Annotated in this window: 18 protein-coding genes; 10 read left to right on the plus strand and 8 right to left on the minus strand. The window is 55.0% G+C overall.

Features of this window, described 5'->3' with window-relative positions; all coding sequences use genetic code 11:
- The first annotated feature begins 241 nt into the window (after positions 1–241).
- Genes L6439_RS14055 through L6439_RS14065 form a run of 3 tightly spaced genes read left to right on the plus strand, consistent with a single transcriptional unit; the run spans position 242 to position 1,808 of the window.
- On the plus strand, positions 242–892 hold the full coding sequence (locus tag L6439_RS14055) for a phosphatase PAP2 family protein (protein WP_168180371.1): 651 nt from the start codon (positions 242–244) through the stop codon (positions 890–892).
- Positions 889–1,302 carry a hypothetical protein gene (locus L6439_RS14060; protein ID WP_237096871.1) on the plus strand — a complete coding sequence of 138 codons (414 nt, stop codon included), beginning with the start codon at positions 889–891 and terminating at the stop codon, positions 1,300–1,302. The genes L6439_RS14055 and L6439_RS14060 overlap by 4 nt, the downstream gene beginning before the upstream one ends.
- The gene (locus L6439_RS14065; RefSeq protein WP_237096921.1) at positions 1,248–1,808 is read left to right on the plus strand and encodes a DedA family protein; all 561 of its coding nucleotides are present in this window, start codon (positions 1,248–1,250) and stop codon (positions 1,806–1,808) included. Before L6439_RS14060 ends, L6439_RS14065 begins: the two co-directional genes overlap by 55 nt.
- Positions 1,809–2,056: 248 nt before the next feature.
- On the opposite strand, the gene L6439_RS29695 is transcribed toward L6439_RS14065, so the two are convergent.
- Together L6439_RS29695 and L6439_RS14070 are read right to left on the minus strand one after the other, a co-directional pair.
- Positions 2,057–2,332 (minus strand): phosphotransferase, encoded by a 276-nt coding sequence (locus L6439_RS29695; protein ID WP_369009958.1) that lies wholly within the window; start codon positions 2,330–2,332, stop codon positions 2,057–2,059.
- A gap of 412 nt (positions 2,333–2,744) precedes the next feature.
- Positions 2,745–3,425 (minus strand): formyltransferase family protein, encoded by a 681-nt coding sequence (locus L6439_RS14070; RefSeq protein ID WP_168180368.1) that lies wholly within the window; start codon positions 3,423–3,425, stop codon positions 2,745–2,747.
- Positions 3,426–3,878: 453 nt separating this feature from the next.
- On the opposite strand from L6439_RS14070, the gene L6439_RS14075 reads away from it, so the two are divergent.
- The 6 genes from L6439_RS14075 (at position 3,879) to L6439_RS14100 (ending at position 10,325) form a co-directional block, all read left to right on the plus strand.
- Entirely contained in the window at positions 3,879–4,214 is a 336-nt protein-coding gene (locus tag L6439_RS14075; RefSeq protein ID WP_168180367.1) for a hypothetical protein, read from the plus strand.
- Between the two features lie 245 nt (positions 4,215–4,459).
- Entirely contained in the window at positions 4,460–4,939 is a 480-nt protein-coding gene (locus L6439_RS14080; protein ID WP_168180406.1) for a DUF2243 domain-containing protein, read from the plus strand.
- Between the two features lie 15 nt (positions 4,940–4,954).
- The gene (locus L6439_RS14085) at positions 4,955–5,752 is read left to right on the plus strand and encodes a cytochrome c oxidase assembly protein (protein WP_213469324.1); all 798 of its coding nucleotides are present in this window, start codon (positions 4,955–4,957) and stop codon (positions 5,750–5,752) included.
- 69 nt (positions 5,753–5,821) lie between these two features.
- Entirely contained in the window at positions 5,822–8,953 is a 3,132-nt protein-coding gene (locus L6439_RS14090; protein ID WP_213469323.1) for a DNA polymerase III subunit alpha, read from the plus strand.
- A gap of 2 nt (positions 8,954–8,955) precedes the next feature.
- Positions 8,956–9,741: a DUF72 domain-containing protein gene (locus L6439_RS14095; RefSeq protein ID WP_168180364.1), complete on the plus strand. Its 786-nt coding sequence runs from the start codon at positions 8,956–8,958 to the stop codon at positions 9,739–9,741.
- Positions 9,738–10,325: a uracil-DNA glycosylase gene (locus L6439_RS14100; RefSeq protein ID WP_213469322.1), complete on the plus strand. Its 588-nt coding sequence runs from the start codon at positions 9,738–9,740 to the stop codon at positions 10,323–10,325. Before L6439_RS14095 ends, L6439_RS14100 begins: the two co-directional genes overlap by 4 nt.
- 169 nt (positions 10,326–10,494) lie before the next feature.
- Here L6439_RS14100 and L6439_RS14105 read toward each other — a convergent pair whose 3' ends face one another.
- From L6439_RS14105 to L6439_RS14130, 6 genes are all read right to left on the minus strand, one after another.
- Positions 10,495–11,148, minus strand: coding sequence for an HD domain-containing protein (locus L6439_RS14105; RefSeq protein ID WP_168180362.1), 654 nt, complete (start codon positions 11,146–11,148; stop codon positions 10,495–10,497).
- A gap of 51 nt (positions 11,149–11,199) precedes the next feature.
- Positions 11,200–12,219 carry a Gfo/Idh/MocA family protein gene (locus L6439_RS14110; RefSeq protein ID WP_213469321.1) on the minus strand — a complete coding sequence of 340 codons (1,020 nt, stop codon included), beginning with the start codon at positions 12,217–12,219 and terminating at the stop codon, positions 11,200–11,202.
- Between the two features lie 32 nt (positions 12,220–12,251).
- Positions 12,252–13,346 (minus strand): serine hydrolase domain-containing protein, encoded by a 1,095-nt coding sequence (locus L6439_RS14115; protein ID WP_213469320.1) that lies wholly within the window; start codon positions 13,344–13,346, stop codon positions 12,252–12,254.
- 154 nt (positions 13,347–13,500) lie between these two features.
- Positions 13,501–13,986, minus strand: coding sequence for a tetratricopeptide repeat protein (locus tag L6439_RS14120; protein WP_213469319.1), 486 nt, complete (start codon positions 13,984–13,986; stop codon positions 13,501–13,503).
- Between the two features lie 669 nt (positions 13,987–14,655).
- Positions 14,656–15,696, minus strand: a complete 1,041-nt coding sequence (locus tag L6439_RS14125) for an extracellular solute-binding protein (protein ID WP_237096872.1) — start codon at positions 15,694–15,696, stop codon at positions 14,656–14,658.
- A gap of 151 nt (positions 15,697–15,847) precedes the next feature.
- Positions 15,848–18,160 carry a helix-turn-helix domain-containing protein gene (locus L6439_RS14130; RefSeq protein ID WP_213469318.1) on the minus strand — a complete coding sequence of 771 codons (2,313 nt, stop codon included), beginning with the start codon at positions 18,158–18,160 and terminating at the stop codon, positions 15,848–15,850.
- 172 nt (positions 18,161–18,332) lie between these two features.
- Here L6439_RS14130 and L6439_RS14135 point away from each other — a divergent pair, with 172 nt between their 5' ends.
- Positions 18,333–20,408 carry a class I SAM-dependent methyltransferase gene (locus L6439_RS14135; protein WP_213469317.1) on the plus strand — a complete coding sequence of 692 codons (2,076 nt, stop codon included), beginning with the start codon at positions 18,333–18,335 and terminating at the stop codon, positions 20,406–20,408.
- The last annotated feature ends 86 nt before the right edge of the window (positions 20,409–20,494 follow it).

Below are 20,494 nucleotides of genomic sequence, written 5' to 3' on the forward strand. Positions count from 1 at the left end.
ATGAACCATCATTCCGGCTCACGATAATTCGGGCTGCCGTTCGGCGCTGCTCTCATCTTTAGAAATCATTCAGAATTTCTTCAGAGGGATCTTAATTCCGTAGGATACGATAAGAGCATCACAAAGAGGCGGCAGAGTGCGGCCGGGCTCGCTTTCCTCTCCTTCAACAGGGATTGCTTGGATGAACCGCGCTGGTTCGGGGAACCTTAGGATACATCATACAGGTTAGGAAGGGATTGTTATGATACTGAAGTCGTCTTGGGTCCGATACAAGCCATTGCTCTGGATGCTGGCCATCCCCGTGTTGAACATTTTCTATGGAATACAGAACCGGCCCGGGCCTCGCACGTACTCGCTGTCTATCGGCTGGGATGACCGCATTCCTTTCGTGCCGGCATTCATCATTCCCTATATCAGCTGGTATCCCTTTATCGTGCTGACGCTATTTTTCCTGTTCCGCCGACGGCCCTCGGTCTATTATCGAACGCTGCTGGCGCTCTGTCTTGGCCTTGTCCTTTGCTATTTAACCTACTATTTCTTCCAGACCGTGGTAGCGCGTCCGGCCATTGAAGGCACAGGATTGCTCGATACGATGGTCAAAATCATCTATTGGACGGATAGGCCATACAACTGCTTCCCCAGCATCCATGTCCTGACGAGCTGTCTTATGTACCGAAGCTCATTTGTGTTCCGGCCGAGGACGCGTTATTTTGTCCGCTTCACCGCCGTGGTCATTATTTTGTCCACGCTTTTTGTGAAGCAGCATGTGATCGCCGATCTGTTCGCCGGCTGGTTCGTCGCCGTTTTCACCTACTGGATGGCGGGGATCATCCTCGCTTCGGCGGCGAATTACCGGGAATTACTCAAAAAAAGGAGACAAGAGCAATCATGATACACGAAAAACAGTTATTTTTGCAAAAATTCATTCATCAGCCAAAACAAATCGGCAGCATTATTCCTAGCTCAATGCTGCTCGCCCGCACCATGACCGATGCCGTTCCGTGGGACCAGGTGCGGTCTGCGGCGGAGTTGGGGGCCGGGACGGGCGCCATTACGGATCGTATCCAGCAGGTTGCGGCTCCTTCGGCGAAAGTGTTTTTATTCGAGCGCGATCAGATTCTTGGCCAGATCGAAGCCTCGCTTGCGCCAGGAGGATGGTTCATCGCCTTTCAATATTCGCTTCAGATGAAAAAGCAGCTATCTTCGCGCTGCTGCTGGATTGGATCGGGCAATTCGGCTATGCCGCCTTGTTCTTCGCCCTATGGCTCGGCATCGTCGGGATGCCGGTTCCCGACGAAGTAATCGTCATGACGGGCGGAGCCGTCTCGGGAATGAATATTTTGCTCCCGCTGCCGGCCTTCGTCCTGACCTATCTCGGCGTCGTGTCCGGCTTGTCGGTGGGGTTCATGATCGGGAGAGGCATCGGCGTCCCGATTCTGGATCGGCTCCGGCGCAGAAGCCGGATGGATCGTTATCTTGAGGCATCCGAAAGCTTGATTCGGAAATACGGCAGCCTCGCGATCTGCCTCAGTTATTTTCTGCCCGTCGTCCGGCATGTCGTCCCGTACCTGGCCGGCGTGAACAAGATGACATTCAGGCGTTACGCCCTGTATGCCTATTCGGCCGGCTTCGTATGGACCTTGCTGTTCTTCAGCATGGGGCGGGCATTGGGGAGCCGGGTGGAAGCCGTCGGAGAACTGCTGTACCGGTACGGCCTCTATGCCGCGGCCTTGATCATCATTGCAGGGGGGGCGTATAGGGTGATAAGGCATGCCCGGAACAAAAGGTTAAGTGAGCCGGGCGGTTAATGTCTAATGAGAGGAGCCGCCGGAGAGGGCTTTCGGACTGCACTGAATAGCGCGTCTCGGCTGGCGGCTGTAATCAGAGGCCAAGGGACCGATTGAGGGACTGGTTGATGGCCTTGTCGAAATGCTCCATCGTCTCCATGCTGCGGCGGCAATAGCGGCTTGTCCGTACGTTTGCGCCATGATAACGGATGACGGATGCGGTTTTGCGAACAAGGCAAAAGTGAATCTGTTCCCGCAAACGAACCGAATCATTCGGTTTGGGCGTTCCCTTCATATCCTCGGCGGAAGTTTTCCAACCGGGTGACCGTCTCCTCTACGCTCGCATTGTCCGAAGCCGTCGACACAAGCGCCGCGGCCGCATCGAAGTGGCGGTCGCCCAGCCGCGCCTCGCCGAAATCGATGATATAGATTCGTCCCTTTCGCCGAAGCAGGTTCCACGCCCCCAGATCGCCATGGATATAACCGGTAGCGAAGACAGCACTCCACCGAGTCCTCCAGCAGCCGTATGATAGCCTCCCCGGAATCGAACACCAGCCTAAAACGTGTGAGTGCCGGTGAGCATGGAGAAAGCTACAAGGATTTGTTGTACGTCCGGAGGAAATTCATAAGGACAATCTTTGAAACGCGATATCCGCAGTGGTGAACGCGATTTTCCGTGTGACGAAAGGGCGAATTAGGCGATCTGTTGACAAAGAACGGAACGTATGGGTACCGTAAAATGGAAAATCAGTTCGAGCATCCGTACCGTGAAGCAGGTTTATGCATTTTATTTTCATGCGAGAATCAACGAAAGGTGATCAAGCTGACTCCGGGGGAATACCGGCGCCAGCTTGTATACTAGGGGCTTTTTCAATGTCGTAAAAATGGGAGGAGATCATTCTTTTTGGCATTCTTCTGTTTGTTATTTAATATTATACTTCCCTTATTAACTCTCTATCATGCCAAAGGTTTTCTATCGGGAACCTCTGACACAAACTTTATCCCGCCTATCTTTAACTCAGCTCCAGGATAACCCGGATATGTTACCGCTCGAATCCTTTTTTTAATCTCATCGAGCTCCATATCCATATTAATTTCACATAGTTCTAGTAATTCCTTTCGAGTAAATGGCCTGCGGCTCCAATTTATATCTGCTATTGGAAGTGGTCTCTCTTCCGCTATCATCGAAATGGTTCGATGAAATAATGATAACATTGTCACCATTGTCCTCAATTTTAAAGATTCAACTGTCTCATTCTCATTTAATTTAAAAGTTTCTTCAAAGATTATTTTCCCTGTATCGACTTTCTTACCCATATGATGACAAACGCATCCGTAAATTCTCGATTCTTCGTAAAGAGCAAAATTATAACAACCATAACCAGGATAATTTCGAGTGCCTGGATGGAAATTTATGGCGATTTCACTTTTCTCTAATATATCTTCAGGTATAATCCAGGGCGACAGAAAAGAAATTATAATATTATGATGATTAGTCCTTAAATCAATCGGGAAGTCATCACCAAAATTACCACGAAAAACTGTTAAAGATTCTCCAAAGAAACATTTCGCTAAATCAATTGCGTGAGAACTCCAAATATTCTCTTTGCATAATAAAACCACACTCTTAGATATCATTTTTCTTATTCTCCCTATAACATTTATCGTTAATTACTTTTTTTAAACATTTAGGCCATCTTCATATGTTCTATGTTTCATTTGGTTGTTAGGATGTATTGATTATCCATTAGAAAATCTAAAATATCAAGGATTCGTTCAACTTTTTGATCCATTCGAAAGCAACTCTTCGTTTATTATCTCTATTACAGGAAATGTGCTCATATTAAAGAATACTCCAAAACTATAAAAAAAATTGAAAGCGTTAATCCTCAGATTAATGAGGCTCTACCTAAAATGTAGCATGAACTTGTAGATAATCACAATATAACGTACTGGAGTTTTCTTTGCTTAACATAGCATAAAATTCTATCAAGCTGGTCTAAAAAAATTTTATTTCGGTACTTCCTCCTGCTTAGCTAGTTTTGGCCTCTCTTGGCGGCGCTGTAAAGCGCGGCTGCTGTATCGTCACCTATGCTGGCATTCTGGACTCTCCTGTGCCGCTGCCGCGGTCGCCGGACCGATCGCCGAACGCGCGCCCATGACGATTTCACCGCGCATATGATCGGCCGTTTGCTGCTGGGCATGCTCTTGCCGGGTAATCTGTTCACCGTGTCCATCATTTATATCGATCCGATGCGCTACCGGACAAGCTTCATGTACCGTGCGATCGTGCAGGTGACCGAGATGTGCGCGAGCATGCCGTCTTGTCCAAATATACCTGCCCGTCCGCCACTTCGGGAGCGATCTCGAGCGCCAGAGCCGCCGGGCAATTTCATATTCGGTTCGTCCCTGCTCCGGATCTCTTAACCGGCGCAATATCATATCGGCCCGTATCCATCGTGACGAGCTTGGCATCCGAGGCCGTACCTTGCGCTAACGGCTCGCCCCCCGTCTAATCCCCCAGCGCATAGCGGCCGGCAATCCGTCCGATCCGGGAATCCATACTCATAGGGAATGCCCGCCTCCTGATAGGGAATGCGCCGCTTCGGTTATACCGGCAGCAAAATGGAAATAGTGAAGACAAGATCATGCAAAATAATAAAGGAGACAATATGGAAGCGGAACAAATCAGATCGGATTCATCCCAACCTATCTCCTCTGCTCCGCGACGAAATGTCTGGACAGGCATCCTGTTCGGTCTCGGGCTGGTCGGTTTTTTGGATGAAACGATCTTTCACCAATTATTGCATTGGCACCATTTCTATGACAAGTCCACGACCGACATCGGGTTAGTGTCGGATGGCCTGTTCCATGCCTTCAGTTGGTTCGCTACGATCGGGAGCTCGTTCATGATGGCCGCTCTGCACCGGCAAAAAGCTTGGAACGCAGGCCTGTGGTGGGGCGGCGTGCTGCTGGGCGGAGGCGCATTCCAGCTATACGACGGAATCATCCAACACAAGCTGATGCGTCTTCACCAGATCCGGTACGTAGACAATGTGTACATCTACGATTGGATCTGGAATATCATCGCGGCAGCCATGATTATCGCCGGCATCCTTCTCCTTAAGCGAGCGCGCCGGACATCGGAATAGGAAGGATGGTCTCGATTGCCTTCTCATCATCATCTTGATAATGGTTGGACGCTTGAACTGTGGACGTCCTGCTTGTGGGCGCTGCTGGCGGCGCTATACAGCGCGGCTGCGGCCCTATCCGGCCGCAAGCATAAGCCCTGGCCGCTGTATCGGCATCTATGCTGGCATGCAGGACTCGCCTGCGCCGCTGCCGCGGTCGCCGGACCGATCGCCGAACGCGCCCATGACGATTTCACGGCGCATATGATCGGCCATTTGCTGCTGGGCATGCTGGCCCCGCTCCTGATCGCGCTCGCCTCCCCGATGCGGCTGCTCCTGAGAACGCTGCCTGTTGCCTACTCGCGCCGAATTGCCGCTATTCTGAAAAGCCGCCTCATACGACTGTTGCATGATCCGGCGATTGCAGCCGCGCTCAATGTAGGAGGATTGTGGGCGCTCTATACGACAGACATCTACTCATGGATGCAGCATCATGTCAGCGTGCATGCGTTCGTTCACCTGCATCTTTTTCTTGCCGGGTATCTTTTCACCGTGTCCATCATCTATATCGATCCGATGCCTTACCGGACAAGCTTCCTGTACCGCGCGATTGTACTGGTGACCGCGATGGGCGGACATGCCGTCTTGTCCAAATATATATATGCCCGTCCGCCTGCTGGCGTGCCCGCAGCGCAAGCCGAGGCAGGCAGCATGCTCATGTACTACGGCGGCGACGTGATCGAGATTATGCTCGTGTCATTATTTTGCTGGCAATGGTTCAAGGCATCCCGTCCCCGGACGCTGCGCACCGAACCGATCTTATACCGGAAATAACCTCCAATGGACAATGACCGCTTCTAACCGTATGATAGAAACAAATGTTCCCGTAAAAGGAGTGCTGTCATGGAAAAGCGGGGGACAAGCTTCGTACACCTTCACGTTCATACGGAATACAGCCTCATGGAAGCAACTTGCCGCCTGGAAGATTTGCTGCAGCGGGCGGCGGCGTGGGAGATGAATGCGCTGGCCATCACCGATAAAGGCGGAATCAACGGGATGATTCCGTTTAGCCGGCTGGCGGCGGAATACGGCATTCATCCGATTGTCGGCTGTGAAATGCAGGTCGGCGACTCGGATGACACGCTCATTTTATTGGCCGCCACCCATCGCGGTTACGAGCACATTGTCGAGCAATTGAACGGCGCTCCATTCCATCCCCCAGCCTTCCATGGCGATATCATCGCGTTGAGCGGCGGCACAACCGGAAGCATCCACCGCCTGCTTGCTAGCGGACGGGCGGATGAAGCTGCCAAGCAAGCCCTTCAATATATACAATGGTTTGGCAGCGGAAATTTCTATCTTGAGGCACAGCATCACGGCCTGGCGGACGACGATGCGGCGCTTGCGCGGACCGTTCATCTGGCCCGGGAAATGAAGATTCCGTTAGCGGCCACCCATGACGTGCATTACCTTGAACCTGAAGACGCCCCTTTGCTCAAGATGATCCGGCAGCGAAAAAAACGACCGGATCCGGCTGCCCCTGATGCCGCCGGACCGTTTTACCTTCCTTCCCCCATGGAAATGAAGGCGAAATTCAGCCATCTGCCGGATGCTATAGCCAATACGGCGCGAATCGCGGAGAAGTGCCGGTTCCAGCCAGGCCGCGGAACGAACCGGCTTCCAGCCTTCCGCGTGCCGCAAATGCAGAGCCCGGAAAATCCTTCATGCGCTCGATCCGGTGCGGAAGAGAACGAATCCGGGAAGCCTCCGCTAAGCTCGGATTCGGATGAAGCGCTGCGCCTGTTATGCCTGCAAGGAATGCGGAAACGGTTCGGTTCATCTGATCCGTTGCGCGCTCTCCCGGTTGGTGCTCATATGCCTGAGCTTGAGCGAATGAATCAAGAGCTGAAGATTATTACGGCGCGGGGGCTCTCCGACTATTTCCTGATCGTATGGGATATCGTGAAGTATGCGCGGAGCCGGAATATTCCGATAGGCCCGGGAAGAGGCTCGGCCGCGGGAAGCCTGGTGGCGTATTTGCTTGGCGTCACCGAGGTAAATCCGCTTCTGCACGGCCTATCCTTTGAACGATTTTTGAGTCCGGATCGGGAAGACTTGCCGGATATCGATATCGATGTCTGTCAGAGAAGGCGGCACGAGCTGCTGCAGTATATGAAGGGCAAATATGGAGAAGAACGGATTGCGCATCTCGGGGTTTTGAATACGTTCGGCGCGCGCGGAGCGGTTCGCGAAGCCGGGACTTATTTGGGCATGCCCAAAAAACAAGTCGATGTGCTGGCCAAGCTGCTCCCCTCTTTTACCGGGAGAGGCGGCATCCGCCACAGTCTGGACACCCTGCCGGAACTGGGCAAGCTTCCGGCCGGCAAAGAGCCGTTCCAATCGCTGTTCCAGCTTGCCGAACGGCTGGAAGGATTGCCTCACCAGCATTCCGCTCACCCGTCGGGAATCATACTCGGGGATGAACCATTGGCCCGGATCATTCCTCTGCAGCGGCGGCCGAACGGAGAACCGATGACGCCTTTTACGAAGGAAGATATCAAAGCGCTGGGCTTATTAAAAATCGATCTCCTTGGTCTGCGCAACCTGACGCTTATTCAAGATACGCTCGCTTCCATTCATGAACGAACAGGCGAACAGATCGATTTGAGCGTTATCCCGCTCGACGATCCGGATACGTTCGAGACTATCGGAAGCGGCAATACATTGGGCTGTTTTCAGCTTGAAAGCATGGGAATCCGCCGCTTACTGCGCCGCATGCAGCCGAACAGCATCGGCCATTTAGCCGATCTGCTCGCATTGTATCGGCCTGGCGCATGGAATGAGGGAATCGTTGACACGTATTTACGCAGGCACCGGGGGGAAGAAACGTACAAGCTTCCGCTGCCTGAATTGGAGCCCGTCCTTGCGCAAACATACGGCCTGATCTTATATCAAGAGCAAGTGATGGCCATTGCGCAAACGGTAACGGGCTGCTCCATGGGAGAAGCCGACTCTCTCCGGCGCGCTCTTTCCGCGAAATCAGTCGAAGCGCTGTCCCGCCATCAGCGGCGCTTCCTTCATGGAGCGGCGGTACGAGGCGTGACAGAAAAGGAAGCTGTGGACATCTTCGACTTTTTGGTTCGGTTTTCCGGGTACAGCTTCAATAAAGCCCATAGCGTATCCTATGCTTATCTGGCCTACTGGACTGTTTATTTAAAAACGCATTTTCCGAAAGACTATATGGCCTCTTTATTGAGCATGGAGGGCGGGTATTACGACAAAAAAGTATATCTTCGCGAGATCTCCAAAATGGGCCTTTCCCTGCTTGGGCCCGATATTAACCGGAGCGGACTCGGGTTCCATGCGGAAGAGGATGGAATACGCTGCGGGCTGGATGCCGTTCACGGATCAGGGCCGGAATCGGTGATCGCGCTGCTTCGTTCACGCCGCCGAAGCGGGGTATTTCGCACCTTTCCCGAATGGGTGGAGCGGATGACAGCAAGCCGGATCAGGAGACCGGTGCTCGAAGCCTGGATCGCCGCAGGCGCCTGCGATTGTTTTAGCCTTCCCCGCAGGGAGATGATCTGCGATGTGCACGAATTGCCGCATGCTTCAGGCATCAATGCTGCGGCCGCAGAGATTCCCGATTTTACCGAGGCGGAAAAAAGAAAGATGGAAAAAGCGCTGCTTGGCTTTTCCTTGCGGCCATCTGCATCGAGAAAATGGAATGAGTTTGTGCAGCGCTTCAATATTGTTCCGATCCGGGCGCTATCCGAATACGGCGATAACGCGCGTGTCCGCATCTGCGGAACTGTCATCCACAGCCGTCGGTATCCGACCCAATCCGGCGAATACGTGCTTATGCTCGTCCTCCAGGATGACACGGATATGATCGAGGTCGTGCTGTATCCTTCAACGTACGAGTCTTTTTTATACGAATTGAATCCGAAGGGCATATTATTGGAAGGCGATGTCCGGAAGCAAAACGGACAGGCGCGCGTCGTAGCGGACAAAATCAAGGCGCTTGGAGGATAATTATGCTGCTCATCGGAACGGCTGGCTACAGCTATGAGGATTGGAACGGGGTCTATTACCCGGAAGGCCTGGATAAAAAGGAACGGCTCTCTTTTTACGCCCGGGAGTTTCCGTTTACCGAGGTGAACTCATCGTTTTACGCAATGCCCAACCGGTTTATGCTCTACCATATGCGGGAGAAAACGCCCGATCACTTCCAGTTCGTTATCAAGGCATACCGCGGAATGACACATAAACGGGAGGATAACGAACAACATTTTCACGACTTTAAGGAAGCGCTGAAGCCGTTAATCGAGGTTGGCAAGCTGGGATGCGTTCTTGCCCAGTTCCCTACCAGCTTCCGGAACCGGGATGAGAACCGGGATTATTTGAAGGAATTCAAGGAATTGATGGGCGACATTCCGGTCGTGGTCGAGTTTCGGCATGAGGAATGGATCGACGAACGGATTTTCGATCTGCTGGAGGAAGAGCAATTGGGTTATGTCTGCGTGGACGAGCCGCAGTTCAAAACGCTCGTTCCGCCGATCATCAGGGCCACCGGCCCAATCGGTTATATCCGGTTCCACGGTCGGAATTATAAAAAATGGTGGCATCACAAAGAGACGCATGAACGGTATGACTATTTGTATAACGAGAATGAGCTTGCGGATTGGGTTCCGAATATTCGCAAGCTTGCCGAGCGAACGGAAAAGACATTCGTCAGCATGAACAACCATTACCGGGCGCAGGCGGTCATCAACGGACGGATGCTGCGCGACATGCTGAAGGAGGAGGTCGTTCCCACATGATCTCTGGAAGCGTCTTGCCGGAAGAACTGCAAGCGATCGGGAATCTGGATGCGTTGCATGCCATCTGTGAGCGCGTGTTTGTGCCGGAGCCCGGAGAGCGGCTTGTATTCGGCGAAGGACCGGAGCATGCCCGTCTCTTCCTGCTTGGAGAGGCCCCCGGTGCCAAGGAAGCCGAGAGCGGCCGGCCATTTGTCGGCAACTCGGGAAGACTGCTGAATAAATATTTGCAGAAGGCGGATATTCTCCGCGAGAACGTCTATGTGACAAACGTCATCAAAGTAAGGCCGCCCGGCAACCGGAAGCCGAAAATATCGGAGGTTACCGAAGCGCTGCCGATCTTGCTGCGGCAAATCGAATTGATCGGTCCGGCCATCATCGTATGTCTGGGAAGCATAGCCGTACAGGCGCTTGTCGACCGCAAAGCGAAAATTACGGAAATACGCGGAACGTGGGTAGAAAAGGACGGTATTCGGATTATGCCCACCTACCATCCGTCCGCCGTATTTCGCGACGAACAGAAAAGAGAGCTTCTGAAGCAGGATATCTTCTCCGCCGCAGATGCCTTGAAAAAGCTGGAGCCATGACCGTTAGCAGTCTTTTATGGCTCCTTGCGATCTTCTTGCGACTTTTAATTCGGATCACCTTCCCCGCTAGGAGGGCTTCTTCTTTTCTACGCCTTCGACATATAACATCTCATGGCAGAGTTCGCAGATGTAGATAACGAGCTTTCACATCCCGGGGCTTTTTTGCTTATCAGCCATCCTCCGCTTCCCATTCTTTATGGAATTGCTCCAAATATTCGACCATCACGCGATGCCGCTCCATGGCAAGAGCTTTGCCGCTGTCTGTATTCATAAGGTCTTTTAATCTCAATAGCTTCTCATGGAAATGATTGATCGCGGTGCCCCTGTGGCTCCGGTATTCCTCTTCCGACCGGAATGACGCCGGAGGCTCCTCCGGCTCATGAATCCGATGGCCGGCCCAGCCGGCATAGGCGAACGCGCGCGCAATCCCGATCGCTCCCATCGCGTCGAGCCGATCGGCGTCCTGTACGATCCGTCCCTCCAACGTCTTCATCGGCGATTGATGCCCGCCGCTGTAAGACAGGTTCGATACGATATCCATGACATGGGATACCGCAGCCGCGTCGGCGCCATTCGCCACAAGCCATTCCTTCACCTTAGCGCAGCCGGCCTCCTTCGTCGGATTGAACTTGGCGTCCGCCACATCATGGAGCAACGCGGCCAGCTCGCATACCCCGGCATCCGCCCCTTCTTCCTTCGCAATCCGGACCGCCAATCGCCGGACGCGATGAATATGCCACCAATCGTGGCCGCTGCTGTCGGACTCCACCTGCTCGCGCACATACGCTTCAGCGCGCGCGATCAGTTCCTGACGCGCATTCAATCGCTATCCCTCCCTGCAAATTGGACCGATGTCTCTACACATCGGCAGCGGCTAGCTATACTGCGTCCGAATATCCATCCACCCGGCTGAGGCCGGATGACGAAGCGCTTCCAGCACGACCTGAGCATCATATCCGTCCTGGAATGAAAAATAATGAGCCTGCTTGCCCTGGATCGCATGGATCACCTGTCTTAGCACCGGCAGCGTATCGGTCGAATCTCCGACCTGAATCAGCTCCAGCGGTTGACCCACCGCACCCGCATACAGCTGATCCCAGTTCTCCAACGCAATTGTTCCCTCTGTCCCGTACAGGATGAGAGAGACCCGTTCTTCCCCCGCGAACCCGGCAATTCCGCTCACGTGAACCGGAATTCCGCTGTCCAGGCGCAGCCCTGCACGGATTCCCGTCTCGCAGTTCCCGCTCTCGGCCGGCAGCTCCAGCTCGCTCTGCACATGCGTAATGCGGCCAAACAGCTTCTGAATGACATGAATCCAGTGGACGCCAACCTCCAGCACGAAGCCGCCCTGCTGCCGTGTCCCAATCCATGAGTTATGCTGCCATGCCCGCGGCCATTGCGGAAACTGCAGAAGCAGATCGAGCTTCCGGATCTCGCCGATCGCGTTTTCCGCCAACATGTGCCTTACCCGCTCCACCGGCGCTTCATGCGGCATCGAGAAATGAATGGCGTGCAAGACCTGCGCCTCGCGTGCTTGCCGCAGGAGCTCCTTCGCTTCGTTCACGCTGTTCGCCAGCGGCTTCTCGCAGAAAACATGTATCTTCCTGCGAAGCGCTTCCATGGCAATATCATAGTGGAACGCGGGAGGCACGGAGATATACGCCAGATCGAGCTTCGTCTCCTCTAGCAGCGCCGCGTAGTCCGAGTACCATGCCGCATGCGGGAAGCTGTCTCGATAAGTATTTTGGAATTGATCGCGGGCGTGCCCGTTCGCTTCGCAGATGGCCGCAACCTCTATCGCTTGCGCGAATTCCGGCTGAGCCGCCAGACGAAGCATATATTGTCCCATATGGCCCAGTCCGAAGACCGCCATTCTGATTTTGTTGCTGTTCATTGTTCTCTCTCCCTATTGCACTGCGCACTTATCTATAAACCCGGCCAGCCATATGGCTTCCCGATATGGCGAATCAAGTCGCCTGTCAGCGCCTTGTCCTGCGGCTTGCCCGGATCGGAATTGGTCATGACGACGATTCCGCTACGCAAGCGCGGGTAAGCCAGCAGCTTGCACTGGAAGCCGATTCCCCAGCCTTGGGAGACGACAAGCGGTTCTCCTTCGGCAGACGGAACGAATACCCCCAGCCCAGCCTCTTCGGCGCAGCCGCTGCCCGCCATCATCTGCCGGGCCATCTCCGGCCGCAGAATCGAGGCCGCGTCCCCGTTCCAGGCGGCCATCACCTCCAGAGCCAGCAGAGCGAGCTCCGTTGGCGTCGACCACAGGCCGGCGGCGGCCAGGCACGGGTAATACGCCCGTGAACGGTCTACCACTCGGCCATCTTGGTGATGTCCGGACGAGGCGCTTGCTTTCGCCTTGATTTCTTCCGCGCGTCCGATTTTCGAATCATAATAATTCCAGTAAAAGGTTCGCTTCAAGCCTAACGGCGCCATGACGAGCCGCTCCATCGCAACGGCAAAAGTCTCTCCGGTCACATCCTCGATAAGCTGCTCGATGACGCAGTAACCGGCGTCCGAATAAGCGTATCGGGTCCCCGGCACCTTCTGGATATGTACAGGCTCGGAATGATACGGGGTAGCGCCCGCCAATATCTCCCTCACGGCAGGCAACGGATCCGTCGTCCGGTAAATGCCGAAGCTTCCCGGCGGATCCACGATCCCGGACTGATGCGCGAGCAGATGACGCAGCGTGACGTTCACGTTTGCCGTATAGGGACTGTCCGGAAGCCGCCACGTCCGCAAATAACGGTTCGCTTCCGTGTCCAGTTCCAGGACCCCCGCCTGCACGAGGCGAAGAACGCCAACCGCCGTAACCATTTTGCTCATGGAACAGGCATGGAACAAGCTGTTCGCCGTCACCTTGCGCCCCGAACCGGCTTCCAGCTCCCCGCAGCCGCCGCTCCACTCCAACCGCCCGTTACAGATTAGGGCGATGCTCGCGCCCGGCACCCGGTGCTGTCTCCTCAGTGCCTCAATCCCATTGTCGTCCCTGTCGATGATGCGCTTCATGAACTCAGCTCCCATTCATCTCGGAATGCAATGCGTCGCGCCTCCTGGCGAATGACCGCCTCGCTATGCCTTCGCAGGGATGAACTGTGCCTTCCCGAGGCAAGCGTTCCGCCATAGCCGCCCATTGCCTTGAAACTGACGATATGCGGCGGCTTTACTTCCAGACCTGCCCCAGCTTGTCGGCATAAAAGGCAATCGCCCGGCTATAGGCGCGAATGCCTTCATCTTCCGAAGTCTCCGCCAGCGCGGTCAACAGCAGTTGCATCGCCTCCGCATGCTCGCCAAGGTTATGCAGGGCCATCGCGTAAAATACGCCAAATTCCTTGCGCTCAGGATATTCGCGCATGCCCTGTCCGAGCGTCTCCTTCGCCTCGGCGTACCGCCCCAGCGTGCGGTAAGTGCTGCCCAAGCCAAGCAGGGCTGCGGCGCGGTATTCATCGTTGAGCGGACAGCGCAGCGCCTGTTCATAATACGGGACGGCCTCCCGTTCCCGGCCAAGATTGTCATGCGCCCAAGCGAGCTGGCATAGAATTTCCCCACTGTTCGGGTCTTGCTCCAGCAATCCCGCCAACAGCGGAATCGCTTCTTCCGCCCGACCGGCCGCTCTCAAATCGATAGCACGCTTCAGCGCGTCATTCATCGGTCGTTCGTCCTTTCATCCTATATCGCACATCGTCGCGCGCTCATACATTATACCACCTTCTTCCACCCCAGTCAGGCTGTTCTTCTCCCCTTTGCTTCACTATCCCTTCGAGTCAGAAGCGTCTCCGTCCTCCGTTTCTTTGGGCCAATATCCCCTTCCGTCAGAAGCGTTACCACCCTCCGTCTCTTTGGGCTGATATACCCTTCCGTCAGTTCGTTCTAATCTACCGCGATCCTTTCACTAGGCAGTGTCCCTTTCCCCTCTAACTCGGCCATTCACTCAATCCGCTCTCGTCACGGGCGGCAAGACCAAGATAAAGATACTGAGCCGCAGAAAGAATGATGCCAAGTAGCTTCGCATGGACATGTTCTCTGCTCCCTGACCGAATGGGAGAGTGTTGTGCATATACGGGTTCCTGACTAGATAGGAGAATGGTTAAAAGACTTTGCATGTTACCGTTCCTGACCAAGTGGGAGAATGGTGTAAAGGAGTTCTGCATATTTCCGTTCCTGACCGAAGGGGAGAGTGCAGGTAAGGAGCACTACCCCTAACCTATATGTACTCCCAGGCAGCGAAAAAAGCCCGATGCACAAGCATGCATCAGGCTGACAGTCAAGCCGGGCCAAGTCAAGCCGTGTTCAAGCGGAAGCGGCTTTGCCCTATTCCTTAATGGCGCCGATCATGACGCCCTTGACGAAGTATTTTTGCAGGATAAGGCGCGCCGACTAGCTCGAACTCCGGATGGGAGCCCTTCATCAGATTCGTGTACCGTCCGACCCCCGAACCATTATACGTGACGAGCGAGCCCAGCACATTGCTCGTCATCTTCGCATCCTGCAGCTTGCCGTCGGTCGTGGCGTAATCTTTATCCAGCAATCCTTCCTTATACCAGCGGTTCAGCATCGTCAAGTAATCCTTGTATTCCGGCTGAATCGGCCCGTACCGGATCTCGTCGCCTTCCCGGTAGAAGCCGTCGGTAATGCCGAACGCGCCCACGAACGCGACATTAATATCCCGCAGCAGGAACGGGATTTCATCCTTCTTCCCGTTGCCGTTCGGATCGCCGTCCCGGAAGGCGACGAGCATCTTCTCCCACTCCTCGATTGTCGCCGGCACCGGCAGGCCGAGCTTGTCGAGCCAATCCTTCCGAATCGTCGGCCCCATGAACGTCAGCAGCTCTTCATCCGGGCGCAGGAACGGAAAGACGTAAATATTTCCTTCATCGGTCGTGACCGGCTTTTTCAGATCGGGCCGCGCCTCCAGCACCGCCTTCAGATTCGGGGCATGCTGGTCGATCAGCTCATTCAAGCGGAGAATGCGCTTCTCCTTAATCGCTTGATCCGGCCCCTTCGCGACGCCTCCCCATGTGTACTCGATGACATCCGGCAGCTTGCCGGAAGCGAGCATCAGATTGAATTGATCGGCTTCCTGCCCGGCGGGCGGGTGCTGGAACGTGACCTTCGTTCCGGTCCGCTTCTCCAGCTCCTGATACGCCCCCATCTCGCTGAAGCTCTTCATGACGGTGCCGGCATTCCCGATCGGGGCCCAGTACGTCAAGGATGCGGGATACGGCACTTCACCCGCCGGCGTATCGGCCCCTGGCTCCGCCGCCTGCTCCGTCTTCCCGCTGCATGCGGCCAGCATCCCCGTCAGCATCACGAGAGACAGCAGCGTCAGAATCGTACGTCGCCATAATAATTGTTGCATGACAAGACCTCCCATCGAATGTGGTATTCCATTTCGGTGATTGGCGAAAGCCTGCTTCCACTATAGCGATCCGTTCAGCGGACGGTAAGTAAACGTTTTCAATATTGGTTAGCGGATGGTACGATTCCGGGTATACCGTTGTTAAGATCGGTTAACCGTTCTTCCGATCGTCTTGTCCGGCCAGCATCTCGCGGTATTTGCCGGGCGTGACGCCCTCGTGCTTTTTGAAGAAACGCAGGAAGCCGACATCGCTCGCATAGCCGACCCGCTGCGCGATGTCCGAGATCGTCAGCCTGCTGTCCGCGAGCAATTGCTTCGCCTCCTCGACCCGCAGCTTGGCGATATATTCGGTGATGTTGCGTCCGCCGTATTTTTTGAAGCAAGCGGAGATGTAAGGCGAGGTCATCTCGAACTCGTCCGCCATGACGTTCAGGCTGAAGTTCGGGTCCCGGTAATTCGCCTCGATATAGGCCGTCATTTTGCGGAGCAGCCGTTCATGATAATCGCTGCGTCCTCTCCATATGTACTGGCAGAGCGTATTATACTGCCGCATAATCCGCTCCTGCATCTCCTCTCCGGCCACGGGCCGCGCGGTCAGTCCCACCGGGTCGATCGGCGAGCCGAACACCTCCCGATCATCGACTTGAATGCTGTTCGTGATTTTCATTAATGTCGTTAATAACTCGATCGTCAAGCAGCGGATCCGATCCGGAGTCACCTGCTCCCGCTGCCAATTCAGCTCGAAAATATGCTGCAGCAGCTTCGCCGTCTGTTCCGCGTCGCCGCTCTTGACGACGTTCATCAGCTGAATTTCCGTCTCGATCGGATAGTGATAATGCGGAGATTGGGCCGCGTCAATCTGTTCATACATCATCGTCGATTCCGTCCCGTGCACGATCCGGTAATCGAGCGCCATCAGCGCCTCGCTGTAGGCGGCCGCGATCCGATCGATCCCGCGGTGAATCGAGCTGACGCCGCAGGCGATGGACAGCTTGAAGCGAAGCTGCGCCGTCTCCTTCAGCGGCAGCAGCAGATCGTCCCGGATCGCGCTGACGGAGGCCGACGATTCCGGAACATTCAGCAGCACGGCAAGCCGATCGCGCTCCAGCTCAACGATATAGCCCCGCCTCTGCAGCAGCTCATGACCCAGATTCGTCAGCACGAACCGGACCAGACCCCATTCGCGTTCGGTGTCCCCCTGGATGAATTGCGAGCAATCGGCGATATCGATCAGAATGATGCCGAAGAAATCATGATCGAGCCGGATGTCCATGAAATCGAGGGTCTCGTTCATCCCGTAAGACAGGTCGACATGGCCGCGAATGAGGCGCGACAGGAAATTCGCCCGCAGCACGGGCGCTTGCTCGGACAAGGTATGCCGCAGCTTTTCCTCTTCCTCCAAGGTCCGGATGACCGACTGCTTAATCAGATCGAATTCGTCCCGATACATCTCTGAAGATGGCCGCTCCCGCTGCGTCAACACCTTCGCCACGCTCTTGATCGGCCGATAGTAGCGATAGGCCATCGCATAGGAGCCGCCGATTCCCGCCGCCAGGCAGGCCGTCAGGAGGATGAGGGCCCAGCGCTTGATGACAAGCACCTCCTGCAGAACCACCTTCTTCGGAATGACCGAGACGTATTCCCAGCCGTTGCTTCCCTTGACGCGCGACAGAACCATCGGCTCCCCGTCGATCCGCATCTCGTTATTTCCGTTGAACTGCTGCAGATGACGTCGAATGGCGGAGGCCTTATCGCCGATAACCGTTGACATCAGCACCTCCCGCTTTTCGTTCAGGATCAGGAGCGAGCCGTCATTGACGCCTTCAATCTGCGTTAACAACGCTTTAAGCTGCTGCTCGTCTATCTGGACGAGCAATTGCCCCTTTATATCCGATACATACTCGTAAGGAAGTGATTGCACGAAGGTGATCATGTTGGACTGGACATTTTCCCGCCTGACGGGTTCGGAAGGCAAATACCGCTTCGGATGGAGTCCCGTCAGCAGTTGATGGCGGACCCATTCGGCGCTGCGGGCGGTGTAAATGGCGATGCGCGAAAAATAGAGAGAGGCATCCGTCTTCATCTCGGGGGTCAGAATCATATCGCTCCCTTGGAAATAGACCGCAAAATCATGGATGAAGCTGCTGATGTTTTTGTATTTACTCAGCTCCTTCAAGGCGTCAATGACCTTCAACTGCTTCTCCAGCCCTTCGCTGCCGGCATTGTTCAGCAGCCATCTAACCTTGGGATTGAACGCCACCTGGGCCGTCAACTGTTCCACTTCCTTCAATCTCGAATCCGTAATCTGATTCAACTGCTTGAGCAGCCCGGTGTTCGTTCGGATCGCGTGATTGATCATCATCTCCTCCATGCGGCAGTAAAAAAGGCCGGCCACCGTCACCGGCAGCAGCAAGACAAGCAGGTAAGAGAGCAGGAGGGTCCAAAAAACGCTCCTCCTCGTCATGCTCCCCCTCCAGACGCGGATACTCCAGCGAGCCTTCATCCCTGTTCCCCCTTTCCTATTCTTCAAAAAATACGATGGCTTAACTATAATCAATGAGAAGAAGATGCGCCATTTTCAATATGGTAAAATAACAGGTACTTATCGCATCAATCCAAGGAAATGAGTGAAGGCCATGCTGACATCATTAGAACAAATCCGCGTGTACAGGGAAGGACACGACGAGCCGGGGCTGCTCGCGGACAATCGCTGGCTGCAATATATCGTTACGGCCGAGGAGCGCATCGTCAATCTGGAGCGGATCCAGTCGCTGCAGCAGCTGGCGAACTCCAATCCGGTGCTGGATTACGTGGAGCGCACCTTGAAGGTGCTGGATGAGCTGCCGCTGTCGTTCTGGATTAAGGAGACCATCGAAGAGGTGCTGAAATGGTCGGAAACGGCCAAGGGAGGAAGCGTCCGCCAACGCATCGCCTGGCAGGAACAGGGGATTTCCTTGTTCGCCCATAATGTCGGCTCGGCGCAGCTCTACGGGCAGCATACCCGGAATCAGCGGCAGGAACGCGTGCTGCTTACCCACACGCTCATTTTTACGCATGGTCTGATCGGCCAATATTTGCGCGGCGAAGTTCCGCTGGCGGAGAATGCCCCGCTCTATCATCTCATCGAGCGGGGCATCGTCTCCGCGCAGGAAATGCGGGATCTGCTCCTGCCATTGAACCAGTGCGTTATCGGGGCGGTATCCCCGGAGCTGTGGCATGCGCTGAAGGCCGATACCGAGCTGGTCATCGACCAGATCGTAAGCGGGCGCTTCGCGGATGGATTCGCCCTTCCGAATCGCATACGCCGGCTGCGGGCGATGTCCGATCGGCGCGGCGAGAACACGGAAGCGGAGCTGAGGAAGCTAACGGAACAGCCGCTGGCGCTCGATTCGCTCCAGACGTTGGAGACGAAGACGCTCTGGTATGTGGAAGCCGCGCTCCATGAATGCACGTTCGAGGAATTCGTGAAGATTTTCTTATTAACGCTGGCCGCTCCGGAGATGGGCGCCCACATCCGGCATATCAGCTTCGAGCGCCTAATGAATGGCATGTATTATGATTTCCGGGGCCGGAAGCGATTGAACGTCTATAAAAAGCGGATGATCGAGCAGGCGCTTCGCTCCTTGACTTACGACGGCATCGCGAACGGAGCGAAGCCGGACAGCCCGCATCTGGAATTGCGCATCGAGCGGGCCGGCGGAATGACCGACAGCGTCTGCGTGAATTTCGTCTTCTCCCCTGCCGCGGAGAAGCTGATTGAGTTCTGCATCGAGGCCGAGAAGACGCCCCTCTACGAGCGGGCCATTCTGATGCTGTACGATCTGTTCGAGCTGCGGCGCGACGCCTATGACCGCTTCCATAACGAGGAGGCGTATCTGTCGGATATGAACGGGTCGGCCGATTACAAGCAAATCATTCTCGACTATGTAACGGGTTCGCGCGTCATCGATATCGGTCCCGGCGGCGGCGTCATGCTCGACCTGCTTGAAGAGCGGATGCCGGAAGCGGAAGCTATCGGCATCGATATTTCCCAAAATGTCGTTGAATCGCTGGAACGGAAAAAGCAGTTGGAGAACCGGCGCTGGCACGTCATGAAGGGCGATGCCCTCGATCTGAAGCGGTACGTGGCTCCGCAGAGCATCAATACGGTTATTTTCTCTTCGATTCTGCATGAGATGTATTCTTATATTGAATACGAAGGAGAGCGGTTCAACCCAAGGACGGTCGCCGCCGCCCTGCGCAGCGCGTTCGATGTGCTCGCCCCGGGCGGGCGCATCATCATTCGCGACGGCATTATGAGCGAGCCGGAAGACGAGATGCGGATGATTCGCTTCCGGAACGCGGACGGCATGCCGTGGCTGGAGCGGTATGCCAAGGACTTTGCCGGGCGGCGCATCTCGTTCGAGCGCCTGTCCCCGTTCGAGGCGAAGCTGCCGATTAATGATGCGATGGAATTTCTGTACACCTACACCTGGGGTCCTGAAGCGTACGTACACGAGGTGCAGGAGCAGTTCGGCTATTTCACGCCGACGCAGTATGCGGAGTTCATTCAGCGCACCCTTGGCGAACGCGCGGCGATTCTCCGCTGCGATCATTATTTACAGGACGGATACACCGAGGCGCTGGCGCCGAAAATCAGCTTGTTCAATGAACGCGGGGAGCCTGTCCGCCTGCCGGACAGCACCTGCTTGATCGTGATAGAGAAGAAGTAGCGCGGAAATAGCGGGCAGGCCGATATCCTTCTCCTGGCCGGGAAGGGTTCGGCCTGTCTTGAGTCGAGGGGACTGTCCGGGCCGCT

The organism is Paenibacillus dendritiformis (assembly GCF_021654795.1).
Taxonomy (GTDB): Bacteria; Bacillota; Bacilli; order Paenibacillales; family Paenibacillaceae; genus Paenibacillus_B.